Annotated in this window: 17 protein-coding genes; 9 read left to right on the top strand and 8 right to left on the bottom strand. The window is 70.9% G+C overall.

All coding sequences use genetic code 11. From position 1 onward, the window contains the following. Positions 1 to 147: 147 nt before the first annotated feature. A complete protein-coding gene (locus ACGFYY_RS03315; RefSeq protein WP_393706757.1) occupies positions 148 to 615 on the bottom strand; it encodes an RDD family protein in 468 nt (155 codons plus the stop codon). A gap of 185 nt (positions 616 to 800) precedes the next feature. Between ACGFYY_RS03315 and glnA the strand changes: the two genes are divergently transcribed. Together glnA and ACGFYY_RS03305 are read left to right on the top strand one after the other, a co-directional pair. After that, entirely contained in the window at positions 801 to 2,210 is a 1,410-nt protein-coding gene (gene glnA / locus ACGFYY_RS03310) for a type I glutamate--ammonia ligase (RefSeq protein WP_365280185.1), read from the top strand. Positions 2,211 to 2,350: 140 nt separating this feature from the next. Beyond that, positions 2,351 to 2,893: a hypothetical protein gene (locus ACGFYY_RS03305; RefSeq protein WP_393706755.1), complete on the top strand. Its 543-nt coding sequence runs from the start codon at positions 2,351 to 2,353 to the stop codon at positions 2,891 to 2,893. A gap of 40 nt (positions 2,894 to 2,933) precedes the next feature. Here ACGFYY_RS03305 and ACGFYY_RS03300 read toward each other — a convergent pair whose 3' ends face one another. Beyond that, complete coding sequence (locus ACGFYY_RS03300; protein WP_365280190.1) at positions 2,934 to 3,647, bottom strand: TetR family transcriptional regulator; 714 nt, start codon at positions 3,645 to 3,647, stop codon at positions 2,934 to 2,936. An 86-nt stretch (positions 3,648 to 3,733) separates the two neighbouring features. Here ACGFYY_RS03300 and ACGFYY_RS03295 point away from each other — a divergent pair, with 86 nt between their 5' ends. After that, entirely contained in the window at positions 3,734 to 4,510 is a 777-nt protein-coding gene (locus tag ACGFYY_RS03295; protein ID WP_393706753.1) for an SDR family NAD(P)-dependent oxidoreductase, read from the top strand. 663 nt (positions 4,511 to 5,173) lie between these two features. Here ACGFYY_RS03295 and ACGFYY_RS03290 read toward each other — a convergent pair. Beyond that, positions 5,174 to 5,692 carry a DUF4240 domain-containing protein gene (locus ACGFYY_RS03290; protein ID WP_030010629.1) on the bottom strand — a complete coding sequence of 173 codons (519 nt, stop codon included), beginning with the start codon at positions 5,690 to 5,692 and terminating at the stop codon, positions 5,174 to 5,176. A 120-nt stretch (positions 5,693 to 5,812) separates the two neighbouring features. On the opposite strand from ACGFYY_RS03290, the gene ACGFYY_RS03285 reads away from it, so the two are divergent. Next, positions 5,813 to 6,907, top strand: coding sequence for a protein kinase (locus ACGFYY_RS03285; RefSeq protein WP_393706751.1), 1,095 nt, complete (start codon positions 5,813 to 5,815; stop codon positions 6,905 to 6,907). Positions 6,908 to 6,993: 86 nt separating this feature from the next. Here ACGFYY_RS03285 and aceE read toward each other — a convergent pair whose 3' ends face one another. The 5 genes from aceE to ACGFYY_RS03260 form a co-directional block, all read right to left on the bottom strand. Next, positions 6,994 to 9,678 (bottom strand): pyruvate dehydrogenase (acetyl-transferring), homodimeric type, encoded by a 2,685-nt coding sequence (aceE, locus tag ACGFYY_RS03280; protein ID WP_393706750.1) that lies wholly within the window; start codon positions 9,676 to 9,678, stop codon positions 6,994 to 6,996. A 230-nt stretch (positions 9,679 to 9,908) separates the two neighbouring features. Further along, a complete protein-coding gene (locus ACGFYY_RS03275) occupies positions 9,909 to 10,532 on the bottom strand; it encodes a GntR family transcriptional regulator (RefSeq protein WP_030010631.1) in 624 nt (207 codons plus the stop codon). Positions 10,533 to 10,754: 222 nt separating this feature from the next. Continuing rightward, positions 10,755 to 12,530, bottom strand: coding sequence for a 2-oxoglutarate dehydrogenase, E2 component, dihydrolipoamide succinyltransferase (gene sucB, locus ACGFYY_RS03270; protein ID WP_393706749.1), 1,776 nt, complete (start codon positions 12,528 to 12,530; stop codon positions 10,755 to 10,757). Positions 12,531 to 12,584: 54 nt separating this feature from the next. Continuing rightward, positions 12,585 to 13,973, bottom strand: a complete 1,389-nt coding sequence (lpdA, locus tag ACGFYY_RS03265) for a dihydrolipoyl dehydrogenase (protein WP_030731050.1) — start codon at positions 13,971 to 13,973, stop codon at positions 12,585 to 12,587. Positions 13,974 to 14,314: 341 nt separating this feature from the next. Then, positions 14,315 to 15,853, bottom strand: coding sequence for a leucyl aminopeptidase (locus ACGFYY_RS03260; RefSeq protein WP_393706748.1), 1,539 nt, complete (start codon positions 15,851 to 15,853; stop codon positions 14,315 to 14,317). Positions 15,854 to 16,199: 346 nt separating this feature from the next. Here ACGFYY_RS03260 and ACGFYY_RS03255 point away from each other — a divergent pair, with 346 nt between their 5' ends. From ACGFYY_RS03255 to ACGFYY_RS03235, 5 genes are all read left to right on the top strand, one after another. Beyond that, positions 16,200 to 18,227, top strand: coding sequence for a hypothetical protein (locus tag ACGFYY_RS03255; RefSeq protein ID WP_365280153.1), 2,028 nt, complete (start codon positions 16,200 to 16,202; stop codon positions 18,225 to 18,227). 99 nt (positions 18,228 to 18,326) lie between these two features. After that, complete coding sequence (gene pelF / locus ACGFYY_RS03250; RefSeq protein ID WP_365280156.1) at positions 18,327 to 19,853, top strand: GT4 family glycosyltransferase PelF; 1,527 nt, start codon at positions 18,327 to 18,329, stop codon at positions 19,851 to 19,853. After that, on the top strand, positions 19,850 to 21,415 hold the full coding sequence (locus ACGFYY_RS03245; protein WP_365280159.1) for a hypothetical protein: 1,566 nt from the start codon (positions 19,850 to 19,852) through the stop codon (positions 21,413 to 21,415). The genes pelF and ACGFYY_RS03245 overlap by 4 nt, the downstream gene beginning before the upstream one ends. Continuing rightward, positions 21,412 to 22,107: a spherulation-specific family 4 protein gene (locus tag ACGFYY_RS03240; RefSeq protein ID WP_393706747.1), complete on the top strand. Its 696-nt coding sequence runs from the start codon at positions 21,412 to 21,414 to the stop codon at positions 22,105 to 22,107. The genes ACGFYY_RS03245 and ACGFYY_RS03240 overlap by 4 nt, the downstream gene beginning before the upstream one ends. Further along, complete coding sequence (locus ACGFYY_RS03235) at positions 22,104 to 22,916, top strand: endo alpha-1,4 polygalactosaminidase (RefSeq protein ID WP_393706746.1); 813 nt, start codon at positions 22,104 to 22,106, stop codon at positions 22,914 to 22,916. The genes ACGFYY_RS03240 and ACGFYY_RS03235 overlap by 4 nt, the downstream gene beginning before the upstream one ends. Positions 22,917 to 23,136: the final 220 nt, after the last annotated feature.

Here is a 23,136-nt window from a genome sequence, read left to right as displayed (position 1 = left end):
CCGCCCACCCGCGGGTGTGGGCGGCCGGCGCGGCGTGGCTGGGGGGGGGGGCCGGCGGCGGGGCCCCCCCCCCCCCCCCCCGCGGGCCCCCCCCCCCCGCCCCCCCCCCCCCCCCCACCCCTGTGTCCGTTCGCCGAAAGACAAGCCCTAGATGCGGACCTGGACGGCGCGGGCCAGGCGGTCGTGCAGGCCGCGGCCGTCACGGTCCCAGATCAGCGCCGGGACGACCAGGGCCAGCAGCAGCGTCCGCAGGACCACCCGAACGATGCCGAGGCGACCGCCGGACTCCGAGATCACCCGGAGGCCCAGGATCCGCTTGCCGGGGGTGAAGCCCACGGTGCCGACCGTCAGGATGGTCAGGGCCACGAAGATCACGAGGGTCCAGTTGCCCGCCGCGGCCAGGTCGCCGCCGGTGATCAGCCCGTAGGCAATCAGCTGGCAGCCGATCCAGTCGATCGCGACGGCGCCGAGCCGACGCCCGAAACGCGCCACCGAGCCGGGCCCCTGCTGGGGCAGGCCGAGCCGCTGACCCGGATAGCCGAAGTCGACGCCCATCTCCTCGGCGGCCGCGCGGGGGCCGGAGAGCCAGGATCCGATTGCCTGTCTGTTGTCCACCCGAACACGGTACCCGTGGCGCCGCACGGCCCTCCGGCCGGACCCTGGTTAACTTGTGCGAAACAAATGGGTCATGCTTGGGAAATCCCGTCTGCTTATGGTCGGGTCAGCGTGCGGCACCGCACTGACGCACCACGAGCTATAAAGCCCGTCCCTGCCCCGGGGTCGGGAGTAGGAGGAGTTGGATGTTCAAGAACGCCGACGAAGTGAAGCAGTACATCGAGGAGAACGACGTCAAGTTCGTCGACGTCCGCTTCTGCGACCTGCCTGGTGTGATGCAGCACTTCACCATCCCGGCGCGAGCGTTCGACCCGGCGGAGGAGCTCGCCTTCGACGGATCCTCGATCCGCGGCTTCCAGGCGATCCACGAGTCCGACATGGCGCTGCGTGCCGACATCACCACCGCGCGTCTGGACCCGTTCCGCAAGGACAAGACGCTCAACATCAACTTCTTCATCCACGACCCGATCACGGGTGAGGCCTACAGCCGCGACCCGCGCAACATCGCGAAGAAGGCCGAGGCGTACCTCGCCTCCACCGGCATCGCCGACACCGCGTTCTTCGGCCCCGAGGCCGAGTTCTACGTGTTCGACAGCGTGCGCTTCGCGACCTCCGCGAACGAGGGCTTCTACCACATCGACTCCGAGGCCGGCGCCTGGAACACGGGCTCCGAGGAGAACAACCGTGGTTACAAGGTCCGCTACAAGGGTGGTTACTTCCCCGTAGCCCCGGTCGACCACTTCGCCGACCTGCGCGCCGAGATCTCCCTCGAGCTGGACGCCCAGGGCCTCCAGGTCGAGCGTCAGCACCACGAGGTCGGCACCGGCGGCCAGGCCGAGATCAACTACAAGTTCAACACGCTGCTCGCCGCGGCCGACGACCTGATGCTCTTCAAGTACATCGTGAAGAACGTCGCCTGGCGCAACGGCAAGACCGCGACCTTCATGCCGAAGCCGATCTTCGGTGACAACGGCTCGGGCATGCACGTGCACCAGTCGCTGTGGGCGAACGGCGACCCGCTGTTCTACGACGAGGCCGGCTACGCGGGTCTGTCGGACACCGCGCGCTACTACATCGGCGGCATCCTCAAGCACGCCCCGTCGCTGCTGGCGTTCACCAACCCGACGGTGAACTCCTACCACCGCCTGGTGCCGGGCTTCGAGGCGCCGGTCAACATGGTGTACTCGCAGCGCAACCGCTCCGCCGCCATGCGCATCCCGATCACGGGCTCGAACCCGAAGGCCAAGCGCGTCGAGTTCCGCGCGCCGGACCCGTCCTCGAACCCGTACCTCGCCTTCTCGGCGCTGCTCCTCGCGGGCCTCGACGGCATCAAGAACAAGATCGAGCCGATGGAGCCGATCGACAAGGACCTCTACGAGCTCTCGCCCGACGAGCACGCGAGCGTCCCGCAGGTCCCGACCAGCCTCGAGGACGTCCTCAAGGCCCTGGAGGCGGACCACGAGTACCTCCTGGCCGGCGGTGTCTTCACCCCCGACCTGATCGAGACCTGGATCGACTACAAGCGCACGCACGAGATCGCCCCGATCGCGCAGCGGCCGCACCCGCACGAGTTCGAGCTCTACTTCGACCTCTAAAGTGCCTGATGGGAGGCCCCCCGCCACTCTCTTCGGAGAGCGGCGGGGGGCCTTTCCGCTTTGACAGGGCCGCATACGCGAGTGAGGGTGGAAATGACCTAAAAGCCTCATAAGCGAGACATGTGCGGAGGTGCATGAGAATGCGCCGTAAGATCGTTGCGGCAGCCATGGCGGGCGCCGCGGGAATCGCGATAGGTCTGCTGCCCGTCGCCAGCGCCTCGGCATCGGTCGTCGCCGGCAACGGCGGCGGTGGCGGTGATGGCGGCTACAACTGCTGGCGATACCCCTCGCACCGCTCCGACGCACGGTGGGACGCCTGCTGCAACCACGACTGGCGCAACCGTCCGAGCTGGTGCTGGGACCAGGGCGGCGTCGGCGGATACAACGACAACTGGCGCGACAACAACTGGCGCGACAACAACTGGCACGACTCGAACTGGTCGAACTGGAACTGGAACGACTCCGGCCGCGGTGGCAACGGTGACTGGGGCAACCACGACGACTGGGGCGGCCGCGGCGGTAACGGCGGCGACGGTGGCGGCAACTGGGGTGGCGGCGGTAACGGCGGCGACGGTGGCGGCAACTGGGGTGGCGGCGGTAACGGCGGCGACGGTGGCGGAGGCAATTGGGGTGGCGGCGGAGGGGGCGGCGGTGGCGGTGGCGGCGGCTGGGGTGGTCGCTGAGCCCCTCCCGGACACCTAGGGCCTGTTCCTTCGGCCTACCTCAGGACCGCGAGCCCGACCCATGTGATCGGATGCGATGCCCCTGCTCCTCCCCCGACCGGCGGAGGAGCAGGGGCATCGCCCCTGTCAGGTCCCGCAGGCAGCGGACCGCGAGTTCCGCCGGGGAACCGGGCCCCGAGACCGGCGCGTCCGTCGTCGACCACAGCTCCAGCGCGACACGGATCGCGTCCGTGGACGCCGCCGCGAGCAGCCGTACCTCCAGCGGGTCGGCCCCCGGGCCCACCAGCCGGGAGATCACCGGGACCAAGTGCTCCTCCGAGTCCTGGTTCACGCGGTACCAGACCCCGCGCAGGGCCGGGTCGTCCGCCGCCGCGCGCAGCAGGCCGCGGGTCACCTCCAGGCCCTCCTCGACCGCCTGCTGTCCGCTCAGCGAGCGGGTGACCGCGCGTTCCAGCGCCTCACCCAGCGGCGTACCGGGGTCCTCCTCGGCGAGCAGCGCGCGCCAGGCGTCACCGCCGCCCGCCAGCAGCGGGGCCACGGCCTCCTGCTTGTTGCGGAAGTAGCGGTAGAAGGTGCGCAGAGCCACCCCCGCCCGGTGGGCGATGTCCTCGGCGGTGGTGCCGTCCGGGCCGTGTTCGGCGAACAGTTCGCAGGCCGCGCGGGCGATGTCGAGCTGGGTGGCGGCCTTGCGGCGCTCGGTCAGCGACTGGGCTCCGGGGCCGGCCTGGGGAGCGTACGGGCGAGGGGATCTCACGGATGAAGGGTACCCCTCGCCAACCTCGGGGATTACATTCTTTGTCGTCATGGCAAAACGTGCCATCACTTGGGTACGCTCGCGCCATGAACCGTTACGAAGGACGTCGCGTCCTCATCACCGGCGGCGGCTCCGGCATCGGCCGGGCCACCGTCCACCGCATCCTCGCCGAGGGCGGCCGGGTCCACACCGTGGACGTCGACGAGGCCGGCCTGAAGGCCACCGCCGACCGGGCCGCGGCCGACGGCCACGCGGACCGGCTCACCACCGCGCTCCTCGACATATCCGACGAGAACGCCGTCAAGCAGGGCGTGGCCACCGCGGTCGACGCCCTCGGCGGGAGCGGCATCGACGTGCTGGTCAACGCGGCCGGCATCCTGCGCTCCGAGCACACCCACCTGACCACCCTCGACCTCTGGAACCGGGTCATCGGGGTCAACCTCACCGGCACCTTCCTGATGATCCGCGAGTCCCTCCCGGCGCTGCTCGTGGGCGACCGGCCGGCCGTCGTGAACTTCAGCTCCACCTCGGCGTCCTTCGCCCACCCCTACATGTCCGCCTACGCGGCCAGCAAGGGCGGCATCCAGTCCATGACCCACGCGCTGGCCGCCGAGTACAGCAAGCAGGGCCTGCGCTTCGTCAGCGTCGCACCCGGCTCCATCGAGAGCGGCATGACCACCGGCACCGGCCCCGGCCTGCCCGAGGACACCGACTGGTCCCTCTTCACCAAGCTGGCCCCGGCCCTCGGCCAGGGCTTCGCCGGCCCGCAGACCGTCGCCGGCGTCGTCGCCATGCTCGGCTCCGAGGACGGTGCGTTCATCACCGGTACGGAGATCCGCATCGACGGCGGCACGCACCACTAGCAGCGCTCGCGTCCCGGTGCTTCCGCCACCCCTCACCTCCCCTGCTATGGGAACTCGCCCGGCAGGGGTGGTGCGAGGTCGAGAGGATCGGCCGGGCTACTTCGGCAGCCGGCCGGGTGCCGTTGTCAAGTCCCGGGATTTCGCGGCACGACGCCCACCGCCGATCAGGGGTTTCTGGGAGTGCCTCTTGCCCTGAGAGGCCGACCTCGCGTCGACACCATCCCGGACGGAGAATCCCATGAATCGGACCTTCTCGAAGCAGCGGTTCGCAGTGCTGGGCGTCTCGACCGCCCTCGCCGCGGCAGGCGTACTGTGGCCGACCGGCGCCTTCGCCGCCCCGGCGCCGACACACGCCGGTGTCGCGAGCGCCGTGACGGGCAGCCTCGGCGACCGTGACCAGGACGGTCGCAAGCAGCACGGCTCCGATACGGCCGGACGCACACCGTCGGGGCCCAAGTTGCCGAACAGGCCGCACGTGCCCGGTGAGGGTATGTGTGATCCGGGGCCGTGTACGCCGACTTTCCCGCCGCCGGAGCCCGAGTTGCCGAACAGGCCGCACGTGCCCGGTGAGGGCATGTGTGATCCCGGCCCCTGCACCCCCACCCTCCCGCCGCGTGTCGACGGGTGAGCCACCGTACGGCGACACACTTCCCAGGGCAGGTCTCACGCCCGGAAGCGGTCCCACAGCCGGGGGAAGCGCTCCGCGAGCACGGCTTCGTTCTCGAAGTCCAGCGGGGCGCCCTCCGGCTCGGCCGCCTGCAGCGGGATCCCCAGATCCGGCGCCACCGCCCCCGTCAGCTGCTCGTAGGCCTCGTCGGCCGCGTACCCCAGCTCCTCGCCGTCCCCGTCGATCTCCTCGTCGAAGTCGCCCAAGAGCTCCGCCAACTGGTCGGGATCGTGCACCCCGCCCTCGAACACCTCCCGCCCCTGGCCGATCAGCCAGCAGCGGAAGTAGTCGAAGGCGTCGTCGCTCGCCCCGTCGAGCAGCACCCAGGCCGCGCCCCACAGGTCCCAGGTGTACGCCCGGTTGTACCGGGACTCGAAGTGCCGGGCGAAGTCGAGGACGGAGTCCGGGTCGAGCAGGGCGAGCCGCTCCACGAGCAGCTCGGCGTGTTCCTCGGGGTCGCCGTCGGCGGCCTCGCGGGTACGGTCGACGATCTCCCAGAACTCCGTCTCGTCCATCACCGCTCCAGCATCACGGGTCGACCTCCTCGCCGCCACCGCGCATGCCACGAAAGGCCGGTGTCCGCCCCCCGCACGGGCGCATACTCGGACCCGGGCAGTCGATCGGGAGGAGCGCTGATGCGGGGGGAATTGCTCGACGGCCGGTACCGGCTGGAGGAGCGGCTGGGCGGCGGGGGCATGGGCGAGGTGTGGGCCGCCGAGGACCTGCGGATGCGCAGGCCGGTGGCCGTCAAACTCGTCCGCACCGTGCCCGGTACGGCCGCGGCGGAAGTCGAGCAGCGGTTCACGCACGAGGTCCGCTCGGCCGCCAATCTCCCGCACCAGCACACCGTGACCGTGCACGACTGCGGCGAGGCCGTCCTCTCCGGCGGCAGGCTGCTTTATCTGGTGATGGAGCGCCTCGACGGCCGCACCCTCGCACAGGTCTTCCGCGGAGCCGGGAGTGCTGCGAGTGCCGGGGGAGCCGGGGGAGCCGCGGCCGTGTCCTGGTACGACGTCGCCGACTGGGCCCGCCAGATCGCGACCGCCCTCGGCGCCGCGCACGAGCGCGGCATCGTCCACCGGGACATCAAGCCGCAGAACGTCATGCTCACCGGAACGGGGGTGATCAAGGTCTTGGACTTCGGTCTCGCCAAGTTCCTCGGCGAGACCCTGCGCCTCGCGGACCTCACCGCCACCGGAACGGCGATGGGCACCCTGGCCTACATGTCACCCGAGCAGTGCCGCGGCGACTCCGGGATCGACCACCGCACCGACCTCTACAGCCTCGGCTGCCTGCTCTACGAGGGCCTCACCGGGCAGCCGCCCTTCACGAACCCGGCGCCGCACGCCCTGCTCTACCAGCAGGTGTACGAGTCGCCCCCGCCGCTCGCCCCGGGCACGGCCCCCGCGGGCATCACCGACCTGGTGATGTTCCTCCTGGCCAAGCACCCGGCGCACCGCCCCCCCCGACGCGGCCACGGTCGTACGGGAACTGGAACGGCACCTGCCTGCGCACGAGAAGCCCGCGGCGGGCCCGGCGGCTGCTCCCGAGGACGCCGCGGCGCGAGAGGCCAGGAGGCACGCCGATGCCTTGCGGCTGATCCAGGGGTCGCCGGCCGACGTGCTCGCCTACATGGAACAGATACGCCGCGAGGTGGAGGAGGAAGGCCGCCCGATCATGGAGGCCGCGAGGCTGGAGAGCAGGCGGATCGTGGCCGAGGGACTCGCTGAACAGGCCCGGAGGCGAACGCCGTGAGGCGGCCCGCCCCCGAAGGGACGGGCCGCCTCACGGACCGGCAGGGCCGGGACGCACGGGCTCAGAGGCCGTAGCGCTCGCGGGCCTCCTTGACGGCGGACGCCGGAACCTCGCCGCGGCGGGCGAGCTGGGCCAGCGCGGCCACCACGATCGACTGGGCGTCGACACCGAAGTGACGACGGGCGCCCTCACGGGTGTCGGACAGACCGAAACCGTCCGTACCGAGCGAGGTGTAGTCCTGCTCCACCCACTGGCTGATCTGGTCCGGGACCTGACGCATCCAGTCGGAGACGGCGAGCACCGGGCTGGTGACACCCTCCAGCGCGCGGGTGACGAACGGGGTGCGGACCTCGCCGCGCAGCAGCGCCTCGTCGCACTCCAGCGCGTCGCGCCGCAGCTCGCCCCAGGAGGTGGCGGACCAGACGTCGGCGGCCACGTTCCAGTCGGCGGCGAGGAGCTTCTGGGCTTCCAGGATCCAGTGGATCGCCGTACCCGAGGCCATCAGCTGGATCTTCGGGGCGTCGGCGGCCGGGGCCGCCTCCGCCAGGTCCGCCGCCGTGTTGAAGCGGTAGAGGCCCTTGAGGATGCCCTCTTCGACGCCCTCGGGCATCGCGGGCTGCACCTTCGGCTCGTTGTAGACCGTCAGGTAGTAGAAGACGTCTTCCGGCTTCTCGCCGTACATCCGGCGCAGACCGTCCTTGACGATCACCGCGATCTCGTACGCGAAGGCCGGGTCGTAGTTGAGCGACGCCGGGTTCGTGGACGCGATCAGGTGCGAGTGGCCGTCCGCGTGCTGCAGGCCCTCACCGGTCAGGGTCGTACGACCGGCGGTGGCGCCGACGATGAAGCCCTTGCCGAGCTGGTCGGCGAGCTGCCACATCTGGTCGGCGGTGCGCTGCCAGCCGAACATCGAGTAGAAGATGTAGAACGGGATCATCGGCTCGCCGTGCGTCGCGTACGACGTGCAGGCGGCGATGAAGTCGGCCATGGCGCCGGCTTCGGTGATCCCCTCGTTGAGGATCTGGCCGTCCTTGGCTTCCTTGTAGTACATGAGCTGGTCGCGGTCGACCGGCTCGTACGTCTGACCCAGCGGCGAGTAGATGCCGGCCGACGGGAACAGGGACTCCATACCGAAGGTACGGGCCTCGTCGGGGACGATCGGCACCCAGCGCTTGCCGGTCTCCTTGTCCCGCATCAGGTCCTTGACGAGCCGGACGAAGGCCATGGTGGTGGCCATCTCCTGCTTGCCGGAGCCCTTGAGCAGCGGGGCGAAGGAGCGCTCGGCCGGAGCGGGCAGGGCCACGTGCTTGACCTTGCGGGCCGGGGCCGGGCCGCCGAGCGCCGCGCGGCGCTCGTTCAAGTACCGCACCTCGGGGCTGTTCGCGCCCGGGTGACCGTACGGGACCTTGCCGTCGGCGAAGGCGCTGTCCGGGATCGGGAGGCCAAGGAGGTCACGCATGTCCTTGAACTCGTCGATCGTCAGCTTCTTCATCTGGTGGTTCGCGTTCTTCGACTCGAACCCGGCACCCAGCGTGTAGCCCTTGACGGTCTGCGCGAGGATGACCGTCGGCGCGCCCTTGTGCTCCAGGGCGGCCTTGTACGCGGCGTAGACCTTGCGGGGCTCGTGGCCGCCGCGGGAGCTGTGGAAGCACTCGGCGATCTTCGCGTCGGTGAGCAGGCCGCCGAGGGCGACGAGCTCGGCGTTGGCGCCGAAGAAGTGCTGGCGGATGTAGGCCACGTCGCGGGTCGCGTACGTCTGGAACTGCGCGTCCGGTACCTCGCGCAGGCGACGTACGAGGGCGCCCGTGGTGTCGAGCTGGAACAGCTCGTCCCAGGCGGAGCCCCACAGCGACTTGATGACGTTCCAGCCGGCGCCGCGGAACTGGGCCTCCAGCTCCTGGACCACGCGGAAGTTGGCGCGGACCGGACCGTCGAGGCGCTGCAGATTGCAGTTGATGACGAAGGTCAGGTTGTCGAGCTGCTCGCGGGAGGCGAGTGCCAGGGCGGCGGTCGACTCGGGCTCGTCCATCTCGCCGTCGCCCAGGAAGGCCCAGACGTGCGAGTTCGCGGTGTCCTTGATGCTGCGGTTCTGCAGGTAGCGGTTGAACCGCGCCTGGTAGATCGCGGAGAGCGGGCCGAGGCCCATGGACACCGTCGGGAACTCCCACAGCCACGGCAGGCGCCGCGGGTGCGGGTAGGACGGCAGGCCGTTGCCGCCGGACTCCTGGCGGAAGTTGTCGAGCTGCTGCTCGGAGACGCGCCCGTCGAGGAAGGCGCGGGCGTAGATACCGGGGGAGGCGTGGCCCTGGATGTAGAGCTGGTCGCCCGATCCGTCGGCCTCCTTCCCGCGGAAGAAGTGCTGGAAGCCGGTCTCGTAGAGCCACGCGGCGGAGGCGAAGGTGGCGATGTGGCCACCGACGCCGTACTTGGAGCCGCGGGTCACCATGGCGGCCGCGTTCCAGCGGTTCCATGCGGTGATCTTGGCTTCCATCTCCTCGTCACCGGGGAACTCGGGCTCCGCGGCGGTCGGGATGGTGTTGACGTAGTCCGTCTCCAGCAGCTTCGGCAGGGCGAGGCCGGCGGCCTCGGCGTGCTGGAGCGTGCGGCGGAGCAGGTATTCGGCGCGGCGCGTACCGGCGGCCTGTGCGACGGCGTCGAGGGAGGCCGCCCATTCGGCGGTCTCCTCGGTGTCGCGATCCGGGAGCTGGTCGAGCTCGCTCGGAAGCTTTCCTACGGGGTCGGACATTGCTGTGCGCCGCCTTCCGGACAAAGGAGAGGTGGTGAAAAAATCCCTGACGGGCAGGACAGGGTCGGTGGACCTGGTTGAGGTCCGCGACGACTGTAAATCGCTGATCGATGATCGATCAAATGAAAGTGACAAAGAAACGTCCATCCGACGAAAGTCGGCACCGCGTGCCAGAGAAAAAGGCACGCGGTGCCGGTCAAACGCGGACAAACAGACCCGCTCTCAGTCGATCAAGCGCGCGGGGCGCACCCCAGGACATGCCGCTTCACGAGCAGCCCGATGTCCGGATCCTGACTGCGGAACGCCTCGACGAGAGCCTCGTGCTCCTCGGCGTACGACTTCTGGACGGTCCCCAGCCAGCGGATGGACAGCGCGGTGAAGACCTCGATCCCCAGGCTCTCCCAGGTGTGCAGCAGCACGCTGTTCCCGGCCGCCCGCACCATCTCCCGGTGGAACCCGACGGTGTGCCGCACCTGCGCGGTCCCGTCCTCGGTCCGGTCGGCCTCCCACAGCGCCGCCACGTGCGGCTCCAACGCCGAACAGTCGCTCGCCAGCCGCGGCGCGGCCAACTCGGCCGCGATCTGCTCCAGACCGGCCCGGACCGGGTAGATCTCCTCCAGGTCGGCCGCGGACAGGTTCCGTACGCGCACGCCCTTGTTCGGCGCCGACTCGATCAGCCGCAGCGTCTCCAGCTCGCGCAGGGCCTCCCGTACCGGGGTCTGACTGACCTCCAGCTCCACGGCGATCCGACGCTCGACGATCCGCTCGCCGGGCTTCCAGCGCCCGCTGACGATCCCCTCCACGATGTGCTCGCGGATCTGCTCGCGCAGCGAGTGCACGACGGGTGGGGTGATCATCGGGGCTTCATCTCCTGTGGGGCGCGCAGGGGGGTGATGCGTAGACAATACGGCCGAGTAGCCCCCACCGGATGCGTTCCCGGTCGGGGATGCCGGGTGAGGCTGGTTACAACAGGCTCTGGACCAGGGCTCCCAGGGGCGTACGACGACGGCGCCCCCGCCCGGAGGGTGTTCCGGGCGGGGGCGCCGTGTGCGACAGCCGGGGCTGTGCGGTGAGCCTTACAGGCCGAGCTCGACCTCGAACTCGCCGGCCTCGAGGATCGCCTTGACGGCCGAGAGGTACCGGGCCGCGTCCGCGCCGTCCACCAGACGGTGGTCGTAGGACAGGGTCAGGTACGTCATGTCGCGGATGCCGATGTTCGTGCCCTCGGCGGTCTCGATGACCACCGGGCGCTTCACCGTGGCGCCGATGCCCAGGATGGCGACCTGGTTCGGGGGCACGATGACCGTGTCGAACAGCGCACCGCGCGAACCGGTGTTGCTGATGGTGAAGGTCGCGCCCGACAGCTCGTCCGGCGTGATCTTGTTGCCGCGGACCTTGGCGGCCAGGTCGGCGGTCGCCTTGGAGATGCCCGCCAGGTTGAGGTCACCGGCACCCTTGATGACCGGGGTCATCAGGCCCTTCTCGGAGTCGACGGCGATGCCGATGTTCTCCGAGTCGAAGTAGGTGATGGTGCCCTCGTCCTCGTTGATCCGGGCGTTGACGACCGCGTGGGCCTTCAGCGCCTGGGCAGCGGCCTTGACGAAGAACGGCATCGGCGAGAGCTTGACGCCCTCACGGGCCAGGAACGCGCCCTTGGCCTTCTCGCGCAGCTTCATGATCTTGGTGATGTCCACCTCGACCACGGAGCTGAGCTGAGCCTGCGAGTGCAGGGCCTTCATCATGTTGTCGCCGATGACCTTGCGCATGCGGGTCATCTTGACCGTCTGACCGCGCAGCTCGGACACCGCGGCGGCCGGAGCCTTCGCGGCCGGAGCGGCGGCGGCCGGCGCCGGGGCGGCGGCAGCGGCCTTGGCGGCCTCGGCGGCGGCCAGGACGTCCTGCTTGCGGATGCGGCCACCGACACCGGTGCCCGAGACCGTGGACAGGTTGACGCCGGACTCCGAGGCGAGCTTGCGCACCAGCGGGGTCACGTACGCGGCCTCGTCACCGGCGGACGCCGGAGCGGCGGCCGGAGCCGGGGCGACGGGGGCGACCGGCGCCGGAGCGGCCACCGGGGCGGCGGCCTGGACCGGCGCCGGAGCGGCCGGGGCGACCGGAGCCGGAGCGGCGACCGGGGCGGCCGGAGCCGGAGCGGCCGGAGCCGGGGCCGGGGCGGCGGCGGGGGCCGGGGCGGCGGCCGGGGCCGGGGCCGGGGCGGCCGGAGCGGCACCGGCGGCGCCGATGACGGCTAGGACGGCGCCGACCTCGGCGGTCTCGTCCTCGTTGATCCGGATCTCCAGCAGCGTGCCGGAGACCGGCGCGGGGATCTCGGTGTCGACCTTGTCCGTGGAGACCTCGAGCAGCGGCTCGTCGGCCTCGACGGACTCGCCGACGGCCTTCAGCCAGCGGGTGACAGTGCCCTCGGTGACGGACTCGCCCAGGGCGGGGAGTACGACATCGGTGCCGGAGGCGGCCGGGGCCGCGCTCTCGGCGGCGGGCGCCTCGGCAGCCGGAGCCGGGGCCGCGGGGGCCTCGGCGACCGGAGCCGGAGCGGCCGCGGGGGCCTCGGCGGCAGCGGCCGGCTCGGCGGCCGGAGCCGCGGCCGGAGCGCCGGAGCCGTCGTCGATGACGGCCAGCTCGGCGCCGACCTCGACGGTCTCGTCCTCGGCGACCTTGATGGAGGCCAGGATGCCCGCCACGGGGGAGGGGATCTCGGTGTCGACCTTGTCGGTCGAGACCTCGAGCAGCGGCTCGTCGGCCTCGACGCGCTCGCCCTCGGCCTTCAGCCAGCGGGTGACAGTGCCCTCGGTGACGCTCTCACCGAGCGCCGGAAGGGTTACGGAAACCGACATGGTTTCAGTTGCTCCTAACGAAAGTGCGGAAGTGGTCGTCGCGCCCGTGACGAATTAGTCGTGGGAGTGAAGCGGCTTGCCGGCCAGGGCCAGGTGGGCCTCGCCCATCGCTTCGTTCTGGGTCGGGTGCGCGTGGATGAGCTGCGCGACCTCGGCCGGCAGAGCTTCCCAGTTGTAGATCAGCTGGGCCTCGCCGACCTGCTCGCCCATCCGGTCACCGACCATGTGGACGCCGACCACGGCACCATCCTTGACCTGGACGAGCTTGATCTCGCCCGCGGTCTTGAGGATCTTGCTCTTGCCGTTGCCCGCCAGGTTGTACTTCAGGGCCACGACCTTGTCCGCGCCGTAGATCTCCTTGGCCTTGGCCTCGGTGATGCCGACGGAAGCGACCTCGGGGTGGCAGTAGGTGACGCGCGGGACACCGTCGTAGTCGATCGGGACGGCCTTGAGGCCGGCCAGACGCTCCGCCACCAGGATGCCCTCGGCGAAGCCGACGTGCGCGAGCTGGAGGGTGGGGACGAGGTCACCGACGGCCGAGATGGTCGGCACGTTGGTCTGCATGTACTCGTCGACCAGGACGTAGCCGCGGTCCATCGCGACGCCCTGCTCCTCGTAGCCCAGACCCTGGGAGACGGGGCCACGGCCCACGGCGACCAGCAGCACCTCGGCCTCGAAAGTCTTGCCGTCGACCAGCGTCACGCGGACGCCGTTCTCGGTGTACTCGGCCTTGTCGAAGAAGGTGCCCAGGTTGAACTTGATGCCGCGCTTGCGGAACGCGCGCTCCAGCAGCTTCGAGCTGTTCTCGTCCTCGACCGGCACGAGGTGCTTGAGGCCCTCGATGACGGTGATGTCGGAACCGAAGGACTTCCACGCCGAGGCGAACTCGACGCCGATGACGCCTCCGCCCAGGACGATCGCCGACTCCGGGACGCGGTCCAGGACCAGCGCGTGGTCCGAGGAGATGATGCGGTTGCCGTCGATGTTCAGGCCCGGCAGGGACTTCGGCACGGAGCCGGTCGCCAGCAGGATGTGGCGGCCCTGGATGCGCCGGCCGTTCACGTCGACGGAAGTCGGGGAGGAGAGGCGGCCCTCTCCCTCGATGTAGGTCACCTTGCGGGAGGCGACCAGGCCCTGCAGACCCTTGTACAGGCCCGAGATGACCTCGTCCTTGTACTTGTGGACACCCGCGATGTCGATTCCCTCGAAGGAGGTCTTGACACCGAACTGGGCGGCTTCACGAGCCTGGTCCGCGATCTCGCCCGCGTGCAGCAGAGCCTTCGTGGGGATGCAGCCGTTGTGCAGGCAGGTGCCGCCGAGCTTGTTCTTCTCGATCAGGGCAACGTCCAGACCCAGCTGGGATGCGCGCAGCGCCGCGGCGTAACCGCCACTGCCACCGCCGAGGATCACTAGGTCGAAAACGGTGCTGGCGTCGTTCGCCACGTCACGTCCTCCATGCATGTGCGCCGGGCACCGGTCCTCAGTGACCGGGCGGCGGCTGGTATACGGCCGCTTGTTTCTTCGGCCCTGTGGTGGGGGCCCTGTCCTGCCGAGAACCCATCTTCGCATTTGTCGGGGGAACGCGGGACGCCGGGCCCACGATGTGATCGGGCGATCAGCCCGGACCGGGGGTTACCTGTGCGTAGGTACCTACCGAGATACCTACCGATTCCTTCAGGTTTCGTCGTGAGACGGACGCGGACGGCACGCGGACGGTACGCGAACGGACGCACCCCGGGCCCTGACCCGGCCCGGGGTGCGTCACATCACATCGAACGAGCTCGTCAGCCGAGGTCGCCCGTGGCCGTGCGCTCGGCCAGCCGCACCAGGGTGCGCACGGCGGAGCCGGTGCCGCCCTTCGGGGTGTAGCCGTGCGGCGCGCCCTCGTGGAAGGCCGGGCCGGCGATGTCGAGGTGGGCCCAGGTGATGCCCTCGCCGACGAACTCCTGCAGGAACAGGCCGGCCACCAGACCGCCGCCCATGCGGACACCCATGTTCGCGATGTCCGCGGTGGGGGAGTCCATGGTCTTGCGCAGCTCGGCGGGGAGCGGCATCGGCCAGGAGGACTCGCCGACCTCCTCGGCGATCTCGTGGATCGACGTACGGAAGGCGTCGTCGTTCGACATGATCCCGAAGGTGCGGTCGCCGAGGGCGAGCACCATGGCGCCGGTCAGGGTGGCGATGTCGACGATCGCGTCCGGGTTGTCCTCGGAGGCCTTGGTCAGCGCGTCACCGAGGACCAGTCGGCCCTCGGCGTCCGTGTTGAGGACCTCGACGGTCTTGCCGCTGTACATGCGCAGCACGTCACCGGGCTTGGTGGCGGAGCCCGACGGCATGTTCTCGGCGAGCGCGAGCCAGCCGGTGACGTTGACCCGCAGGCCCAGCTTCGCGGCCGCGACCACGGAGGCGAAGACGGCGGCGGCGCCGGCCATGTCGCACTTCATCGTCTCGTTGTGGCCGGCCGGCTTCAGGGAGATGCCGCCCGAGTCGTAGGTGATGCCCTTGCCGACGAAGGCCAGGGTCTTCTCCGCCTTCGGGTGCGTGTAGGTGAGCTTCACCAGGCGCGGCAGGTTCTCGGAACCCTTGCCGACGCCCATGATGCCGCCGTAGCCGCCCTTGATCAGGGCCTTCTCGTCCAGCACCTGGACCTTGACGCCGTTCTCCTTCGCGGCCGCGGAGGCGATCGCGGCGAAGGCCTCGGGGGTCAGGTCGTTCGGCGGGGTGTTCACCAGGTCACGGGCGACGTTGACCTCGGCCGCCACGACCGCGGCGCGCTCGACGGCGGCCTTGTGCTCCTTGTCGCGGGGCTTGGCGCCCAGCAGGGCCACCTCGGCCAGGGGGGCCTTCGGGGCCGCGCCCTTGGCCTCCTTGCGGGCCTTGTTCTCGCCGCCCTGGTAGGCGGTGAACGCGTACGCGCCCAGCAGCGCGCCCTCGGCGACGGCGGTGACGGCCGAGGCGTCCTCCAGCGGGAGGGCGAAAGCGGCCTTCTTGTTGCCGTGCAGCGCGCGGGCGGCGGCGCCGGCGGCGCGGCGCAGCACCTCCTCGTCGAACGACTCGTCCTTCTCGGGGACGGGGCCGAGCCCCACCGCCAGCACGACCGGGACCTTGAGGCCCGCCGGGGCCGGCAGCTTGGTGATCTCGCCTTCGGCGCCCGAGGCGCCCAGCGCGTCGAGGACGCCGGCGAGCTTACCGTCGTACGCCTTGTCCACGGCCTCGGCGCCCGCGGCGAGGATCGGTCCCTTGGGGCCCTTCGCCACGCCGACCACGAGGGCGTCGGCGCGGAGCGTCGCCGCGCCGGCAGTGCTGAGAGTCAGAGCAGTCACGGTGGTGAAGTCTCGCTTCCGTTTGTGTGTGTGGGCCGAGTGGGTGGACGGCCGTCCGTAGCGATCGTATTCGGGCCCGACAGCCGCCAGAAATGAGCCTACGCGTACGCGCTCGTCCGTACGTCACTCGAAGGTTTGGCAAGTTGTTCGATCAAGAGGCCGTCAGGTTCACCCATCTGTGGACTCTGCTCCAGGTTTGCCTCGTAGACCTGACGAGGTCCGAAAGACTCGGTCCACTCTCGCAAGGGGACGCGGGGTTCCTTTGCATGATTTCCACAGAGCCTCCCAGGTCCGGCTGTCCGCCAAGGGCCGAGTCGAGGGATGCCTGCGGGGGGAAAGGCCGAAAATGGTCAACAAGAACCGGATGAACAGGGTCGCCGCGATGATGGCGGCAGCAGCCCTGGTATCCGTGGCAGTACCCGCCGCGACCGCACAGGCGGCCGCGACACCGCGCATCGACCTGAAGGTGCTCGTCGTCGACGACGGCGGCAGCTCGGTCGAGGCGATCACCGCGGAACTCCGCGACACGGGGGTGCCCTACACCCGCGTCCAGCTGGGCAGCAGCGGCCGCCCGGTCATCAACGCGGGCTTCCTCAGCGACACGGTGGACGGCCGTCCGCGCGCCAAGTACCAGGGCGTCGTCCTGCCGAACGAGAACCCGTTCGGCGAGGGCTCCGCCGAGATGGCCGCCCTCACCGCCTACGAGACGACGTACGGCATCCGCCAGGTCGACGCCTACACCTGGGCCCACCCGGGCGTCGGCCTCGAATACACCGACAACGGCGGCTACAGCGGCCAGCTCGACGGCACCCAGGCCGCCGTCACCACCGCCGGCAAGGCGGGCCCCTTCGCCTACCTCGGCGGCCAGGTCACCTTCGAGGACAACTCGGCCCTGGTCCCCGAGAGCTTCGGCTTCATGGGCAAGCCGCGCCCCGGCTACACCAGCTACGTCGACGCTCCCGTCGGCTCCGGCCGGGCCTCGCTCGTCGGCGAGTACACGCACGACGGCCGCAGCGAACTGGTCGTCACCTTCGGCTACAACCAGTACCAGCAGCAGTTCCGGCTGCTCGCCCGCGGCATCGTCGACTGGCTGACCCAGGGCGTTCACCTCGGCCAGAGCCGCAACTACTTCGCGGTCCACGTCGACGACGTCTTCGCCCCCGACGCCCGCTGGAACAAAGACCTGAACTGCACCCCGGGCGACTACGCCTGCGCGGGCGGCGAGGGCAAGGAGAGCACCATCCGGATGAGCGCCGCCGACGCCGTGTACGCGGCGCAGTGGCAGACGTCCAAGAACTTCAAGCTCGACATGCTCTTCAACGGCGGTGCCGGAGAGGAGTGGAAGGCCGAGAACGGCGGCGTCGACGCGCTGACCGCCCAGCTCGTCGCCGACCGCGCCAAGTACCGCTGGATGAACCACACCTACACCCACCCGTTCCTCGGCTGCGTCCAGAACACCGCCGTCACCCCGTGGACCTGTACGAAGAACGCCGCCGGCGCCATCCAGTACATGAGCCGCGCCGAGATCTCCGCCCAGATCCGCGACAACAACAACTGGGCCGCCACCAAGGGCATCACCACGGACAAGACCGAACTGGTCACCGGTGAGCACTCCGGCCTCAAGACCGCCCCGCAGCAGCCCGTGGACAACCCCAACCTGGCCGGTGCCCTCGCCGACAACGGGGTCAAGTGGGCAGGCAGCGACAACTCCCGCGAACCCGCGCAGCGCGCGGTCGGCGCGGCCCTCACGGTCCCCCGGCACCCGATGAACGTGTACTACAACACGGGCACCAACGCCGAGATGGCCGACGAGTACAACTGGATCTACACCAGCCGCGCCGACGGCGGCAGCGGCATCTGCGAGGACAACCCGGCGACCTCCACCTGCCTGCCGGCCCCGCTGAACGTCAACACCGGCTACCTCGACACCATCGTCCCCGCCGAGGCCCGCACCGCCCTGCGCCACGTCCTGGCCAACGACCCGCGCCCGCACTACGTCCACCAGTCCAACCTCGCCGAGGACCGCACCCTCTACCCGGTGCTCAACCAGGTCCTCGACACCTACCGCGCCCTCTACGCCCCCAGCGCGCCGATCGTGAACCAGAGCATGAAGGACACCGGCGTCGAGTTCCAGCGCCGCGCCGCCTGGGACAAGGCCCTCGCGGACGGCAAGGTCACCGCCTACCGCATCGGCAAGGACGTCACCATCAAGGCGCCCTCCGGGGTGGTCGCCCCGGTGACCGCCCCCACCGGCACCAAGAAGCAGTTGCTGCTCGGCACCGCCGACTTCGGCACCGCCTACGCCGGTAGCCGCTCCACCTGGACCGGTCCCGAGCTGCTCCAGAGCGCCGTCACGCTCAAGCTGCCCAGCTGACCGTCCCGCACGTCACCACGCGTACCAGTACCACCTAGCGCCGGCGCTCCGCGAACCCACGGGCGCCGGCCCCTTTTCCGTCCTGGGGGGACACACCGTATGAGTCATGGGCGTCACGTCACCATGCTCACCGAAGGCACCTATCCACACGTCCACGGGGGCGTCAGCACCTGGTGCGACCAACTGGTGCGAGGTATGCCGGAAGTCGACTTCAACGTCATAGCCCTGACCGGCTCCGGACGAGAGCCGGTCACCTGGGAACTGCCCCGCAACGTCTACCGGCACACCGCCTTCCCGCTGTGGGGGCCGCTCCCCTCCCGCAGCCGCCGGTCGGCCCTGCGCGGCCGGGCCCACCGCCGCTTCACCCAGGTCTACGAGAGCTTCCTGCTCTCCCTGCTCGACCCCGAGCCCGATCCCGCCCGGCACAGCTTCTCCGAGGCCCTGCGCGAACTGGCCGTCCTGGCCCGGGCCGGAAAGCTCGCACCGGCCCTGCGGTCCGAATCCGTCCTGCGGCTGCTGATGGCCGTATGGACCCGGCCCGGACTCGTCACCGCCGAGGCCGCGCCCACCATCCACGACGCGCTCACCGCCACCGACCTGCTGGAACACGCACTGCGCCCGCTCGCGGTCCGGATCCCGCCCGACAGCGTCGCGCACGCCGTCAGCAGCGGCCTCGCCACCCTCCCGGCCCTCGCCGCCAAATACCTCGACGGGGTCCCCTTCCTGCTCACCGAGCACGGCATCTACCTGCGCGAGCGCTACCTCGGCTACCGCAGCGCCGCCCAACGCTGGCCCGTCAAGGCCCTCATGCTCGGCTTCTACCGCGAGCTCAACACCGAGGGCTACCGGCAGGCCGACCTGATCACCCCGTGCAACCAGTACAACCGCCGCTGGGAGGAACGCGGAGGCGCCGAATCCGACCGCATCCGCACCGTCTACAACGGCGTCGACCCGCACGCCTTCCCCGAGGCCGGACCCGAACCCGAGGTGCCGACCCTCAGCTGGTGCGGCCGCATCGACCCGATCAAGGACCTCGAAACCCTCATCCGGGCCTACGCCTTCATGCGCGAGGAACTGCCCGCCCTGCGGCTGCGCCTGTTCGGCCCCGTGCCGGCCGGCTGCGAGGAGTACAAACTCCGCCTGGAGAAGCTCGCCGCCGAACTCGGCGTGACCGACGGGATCACCTACGAGGGTCGCATCGAGCAGGTGGCGCAGGCCTACGCGGCCGGCAGCGTCGTCATGCTGTCCTCCATCAGCGAGGGCTTCCCCTTCAGCATCATCGAAGCCATGTCATGCGGCCGCACCACCGTCTCCACCGACGTCGGCGGTGTCCGCGAGGCCGTCGGGGACACCGGGCTCGTCGTCCCGCCGCGCGAACCCGAGACCATGGCCCGCGCCACCCTCGCCCTGCTCCGCGACGACCGACGCCGGGCCGAGCTCGGCCGGTCGTCCCGCAAGCGGGTCGTCGAGAAGTTCACCCTCCACCAGTCCGTGGACGGCTTCCGGCACATCTACCGCGAACTCGCCGGCCAGCCCGTCCTGCCCGTCCACGCGGGCGACGAATGGACCCAGCGGCTCGCCGACCCCTGGTACCGCGAACTCGCCGCCGACGGGAGCCTGTGGTGAGCGGATCCCTCTGGCTCAAGCCGCCCGGCTCCGGCCCCGGAGCCGGCTCCGGCGCCGACACGCTCCCGGCCGTCCCCCGGCCGCGCCGCGGCGCCGACGTCACCGCGGCCGATGCCGCCGCCGACCCGATCGACGAACTCGCCGAACGCCTCGACGTGTTCATCGCCTCGGCCGTCCACCCCGACGAGATCGCCGCCATCCTCGAATCCGACGGCATGACGGACGAGTACATCCGGCTCACCTACGGCCGGCACGACTCCTTCGGACTCGCCGAGGAGCTCTACGCCCGGGTGCCCCGCTCCTTCCCGGAGCCGGGCGCCGCCCCCGACCCCTGGAAGGTCTCCCTCACCGCCTGCCTGCTGCGCGGGGTGATCTTCGCCCTGCCCGGCCTGGCCTACCTGCTCGGCGCACCCCTGCTCGAAGGCCCGCAGGACCGCCTCGGCCTGCCCGCCGGAACCCTGACCCTGCTCGCCGGCGCGCTCATCGGCTGGGTCTGGGACCAGACCCTGTCCCACCGGGCCTACTCCTGGCTCGGCCTCGGCGACCGGGGCGCCGCCGGACGGACCCTGCTCGTCGGCGCCCCCGTCGGCGCCCTGCTGGGCACCGCCGCCGCACTCTCGGTGCCCGGCGGGCCCCCGTTCTCCTACGCCTTCGCCGCCGGACAGGCCTTCTACGTCGGGGCCGCCACCGTCCTGCTGGTCCTCGGCCGGGAACGGGTCCTGCTCTGCGCCCTCGCCCCGATGGCCGTCGGAGCACTGCTCGCGCTCTTCGTCGACCTGCCCGTACCGGTCCGGGTGACCCTGCTCGTGATGTCCCTGCTGGCCGCCTGCACCCTGGCCCTCCGGGAACTCCCACTGGCCGACGGGCTACGGGCCGCCGCGCGCCGGATCCGCGGCTGGGCCGCCCGCCGCCCCGGCCAGGGCCCCGTGCGCTGGCAGATGCTGCGCGGCGCCGAGGAGGACTTCGTATCCCGCGGACCCCGGATCGGGGACTCGGTCCCGTACGGGGTCTTCGGGCTCGGCACCGGCCTGCTCGTGCTGTACGCCGCCCTCGGCGAGGTCCTCGCCGGAGGCCCCGCCGAAGCGGTCGCCGCCCCCTCCGCCGTGGCCCTCACCCTCAGCATGGGACCGGCCGAATGGCTGCTCCACCGGTTCCGCAGCGGGAGCCTCTCCGGTCTCCAGGGGGCCCGCTCGCCCCGGGCCTTCCGACGCCGGATGCTCACCACCCTGACCCGGTGCCTCGCCGTCTACCTCACCGTCCTGCTCGCCCTGGGGCTGACCGGCACCCTCCTCTGGCCCGACGCCCCCGTCCTCACCGGCGTCCGGATCGCGACCCTGCTGCTGCTCGGAGCCGTCATGTGGACCGGACTGCTCCTGCAATCGTTCGGAGCCGTCCGGCCCGCGGCCGTCGTCTGCTCCTCGGCCGCCGTCGCCCAGAGCCTGGCCCTGCTGACCGGGCTCGGCCAACCCCGGGCGGTCCAACTGGTGGTGGCCGGCTCCGCCGCCGCCGTACTGGCCGCCCTGGTCTGCCTGCTCCTCGGCCGCGCGACCGCCCACCGATGACGCACCACCCGTACGAGAAGAAGGACCCCATGCTGCTGGTGCCCCTCTACGAGCATCCCGCCGACCGGCCGGAAGCCTGGGAGCGGCTGATCCGCTCCGCCGGCCGGCTGCACTCGGTGGTCCTCAACCCCGACAGCGGACCGGGCGCCGCCCGCGACGAACGCTTCGCCGCCGTCGCCGAGCGGCTGCGGGAGGTCGGCGTACCCGTCCTCGGATACGCCGACACCGACTACGGGCGGCGCCCGCACGCCGAGGTGGTGCAGGACCTGCTGCGCCACCGCGACTGGTACGCCACCGACGGGGCCTTCCTCGACCAGGCCTCCGCCGATCCGGAACTGCTCCCGCACTACGGCAGGCTCGCGGTCGCCGCCCGGGCCGCGGGCGCCCGGACCCTCGTCCTCAACCACGGCGTCCACCCGCACCCCGGCTACGCCGAACTCGCCGACCTGCTCGTCACCTTCGAGGGCCCCTGGGACGCCTACCGGGACGCGCCCGCCGTACCGACCTGGACCGCCGACCATCCGGCCCAGCGGTTCTGCCACCTCGTGTACGGGGTTCCGCCGGGCGCGCTCGCCGCCCGGCTCGCCGAGGAACTCGCCGCCGAACGCGGCGCCGGGGTGCACTGCGCCGTCCCCGGCAGCGGCGCGCACCCCTGGGGGACCCTGCCGTACGCCCTGGAGGCGGCGGGATGAGGAAGCTCGCACTCCTGCTGGCCGTACCCCTGCTGCTGCTCGCCGCCTGTACGAGCCCCCCGCCCGAACCGGAACGGGACGAGCTGTCGCCCGACCCGGCGCCGGGGCAGCGGTGGCAACCGAAACCGGGAGTCGGCTGGCAGTGGCAGCTCACCGGGAAGCTCGACACCTCGGTGAAGGTGGCCGTCTACGACATCGACGGGTTCAACACCACGAAGGAGCAGGTCGCCACCCTGAAGAAGGACGGCCGCAAGACCATCTGCTACCTCTCCACCGGCGCCTGGGAGGACTTCCGACCGGATGCCGACGCCTTCCCGAAGGCGCTGCTCGGCGAGGGCAACGGCTGGGAGGGCGAACGCTGGCTGGACATCCGGGCCCGGGCGGAACTGGAACCGCTGATGGGCAAGCGGTTCGACATGTGCAAGGAGAAGGGCTTCGACGCGGTGGAGCCCGACAACATGGACGGCTACGCCAACCGGTCCGGCTTCCCGCTGACCGCCGACGACCAGCTGAAGTACAACCGCCTGATCGCCCGGCTGGCGCACGACCGGGGCATGTCGGTGGGGCTGAAGAACGACCTGGACCAGATCCCGGAGCTGGTCGGGGACTTCGACTTCGCGGTGAACGAGCAGTGCGTGGAGTACGAGGAGTGCGACCGGTACGCGCCGTTCGTCGACGCGGGCAAGGCGGTGTTCCACGTGGAGTACGAGGGCCGCCTGAACCGCTGGTGCCCGGTCGCTCGCGCGGCGAAGCTGAGCTCCATGCAGAAACGGTACGACTTGGATGCTTGGCGGCAGGTCTGCCAATAGCCTGGCCGGCATTCTCAGCCTGACCTAGGCCACCTCCAGCCCCGCCCGCGGCGCAACCCGGCCGGGGCCACATCCAGCTCGACGGTCAGCCGCAGGCGGCCTGGGCCACCTTCAGCCTCGCCGGGGGGGGGGGGGGGGGGGGGGGGGGGGGGGGGGGGGGGGGGGCGCCGCCGCCCGCGGGGGGGGGGGGGGGGGGGGGGGGGGGGGGGGGGGGGCGCCG

The organism is Streptomyces sp. NPDC048331 (genome assembly GCF_043201215.1).
Taxonomy (GTDB): Bacteria; Actinomycetota; Actinomycetes; order Streptomycetales; family Streptomycetaceae; genus Streptomyces.
This window is presented reverse-complemented; position numbering and strand designations above follow the sequence as displayed.

What these genes read in the sequence shown, in the direction of transcription:
- ACGFYY_RS03295 (WP_393706753.1), top strand. Translation starts at nt 3,734, where the DNA reads ATGAACCGTTACGAAGGACGTCGCGTCCTCATCACCGGCGGCGGCTCC.
- glnA (WP_365280185.1), top strand. Translation starts at nt 801, where the DNA reads ATGTTCAAGAACGCCGACGAAGTGAAGCAGTACATCGAGGAGAACGAC.
- ACGFYY_RS03255 (WP_365280153.1), top strand. Translation starts at nt 16,200, where the DNA reads ATGGTCAACAAGAACCGGATGAACAGGGTCGCCGCGATGATGGCGGCA.
- ACGFYY_RS03290 (WP_030010629.1), bottom strand. Translation starts at nt 5,692, where the DNA reads ATGGACGAGACGGAGTTCTGGGAGATCGTCGACCGTACCCGCGAGGCC.
- ACGFYY_RS03235 (WP_393706746.1), top strand. Translation starts at nt 22,104, where the DNA reads ATGAGGAAGCTCGCACTCCTGCTGGCCGTACCCCTGCTGCTGCTCGCC.
- pelF (WP_365280156.1), top strand. Translation starts at nt 18,327, where the DNA reads ATGAGTCATGGGCGTCACGTCACCATGCTCACCGAAGGCACCTATCCA.
- aceE (WP_393706750.1), bottom strand. Translation starts at nt 9,678, where the DNA reads ATGTCCGACCCCGTAGGAAAGCTTCCGAGCGAGCTCGACCAGCTCCCG.
- ACGFYY_RS03285 (WP_393706751.1), top strand. Translation starts at nt 5,813, where the DNA reads ATGCGGGGGGAATTGCTCGACGGCCGGTACCGGCTGGAGGAGCGGCTG.
- ACGFYY_RS03240 (WP_393706747.1), top strand. Translation starts at nt 21,412, where the DNA reads ATGACGCACCACCCGTACGAGAAGAAGGACCCCATGCTGCTGGTGCCC.
- ACGFYY_RS03305 (WP_393706755.1), top strand. Translation starts at nt 2,351, where the DNA reads ATGCGCCGTAAGATCGTTGCGGCAGCCATGGCGGGCGCCGCGGGAATC.
- sucB (WP_393706749.1), bottom strand. Translation starts at nt 12,530, where the DNA reads ATGTCGGTTTCCGTAACCCTTCCGGCGCTCGGTGAGAGCGTCACCGAG.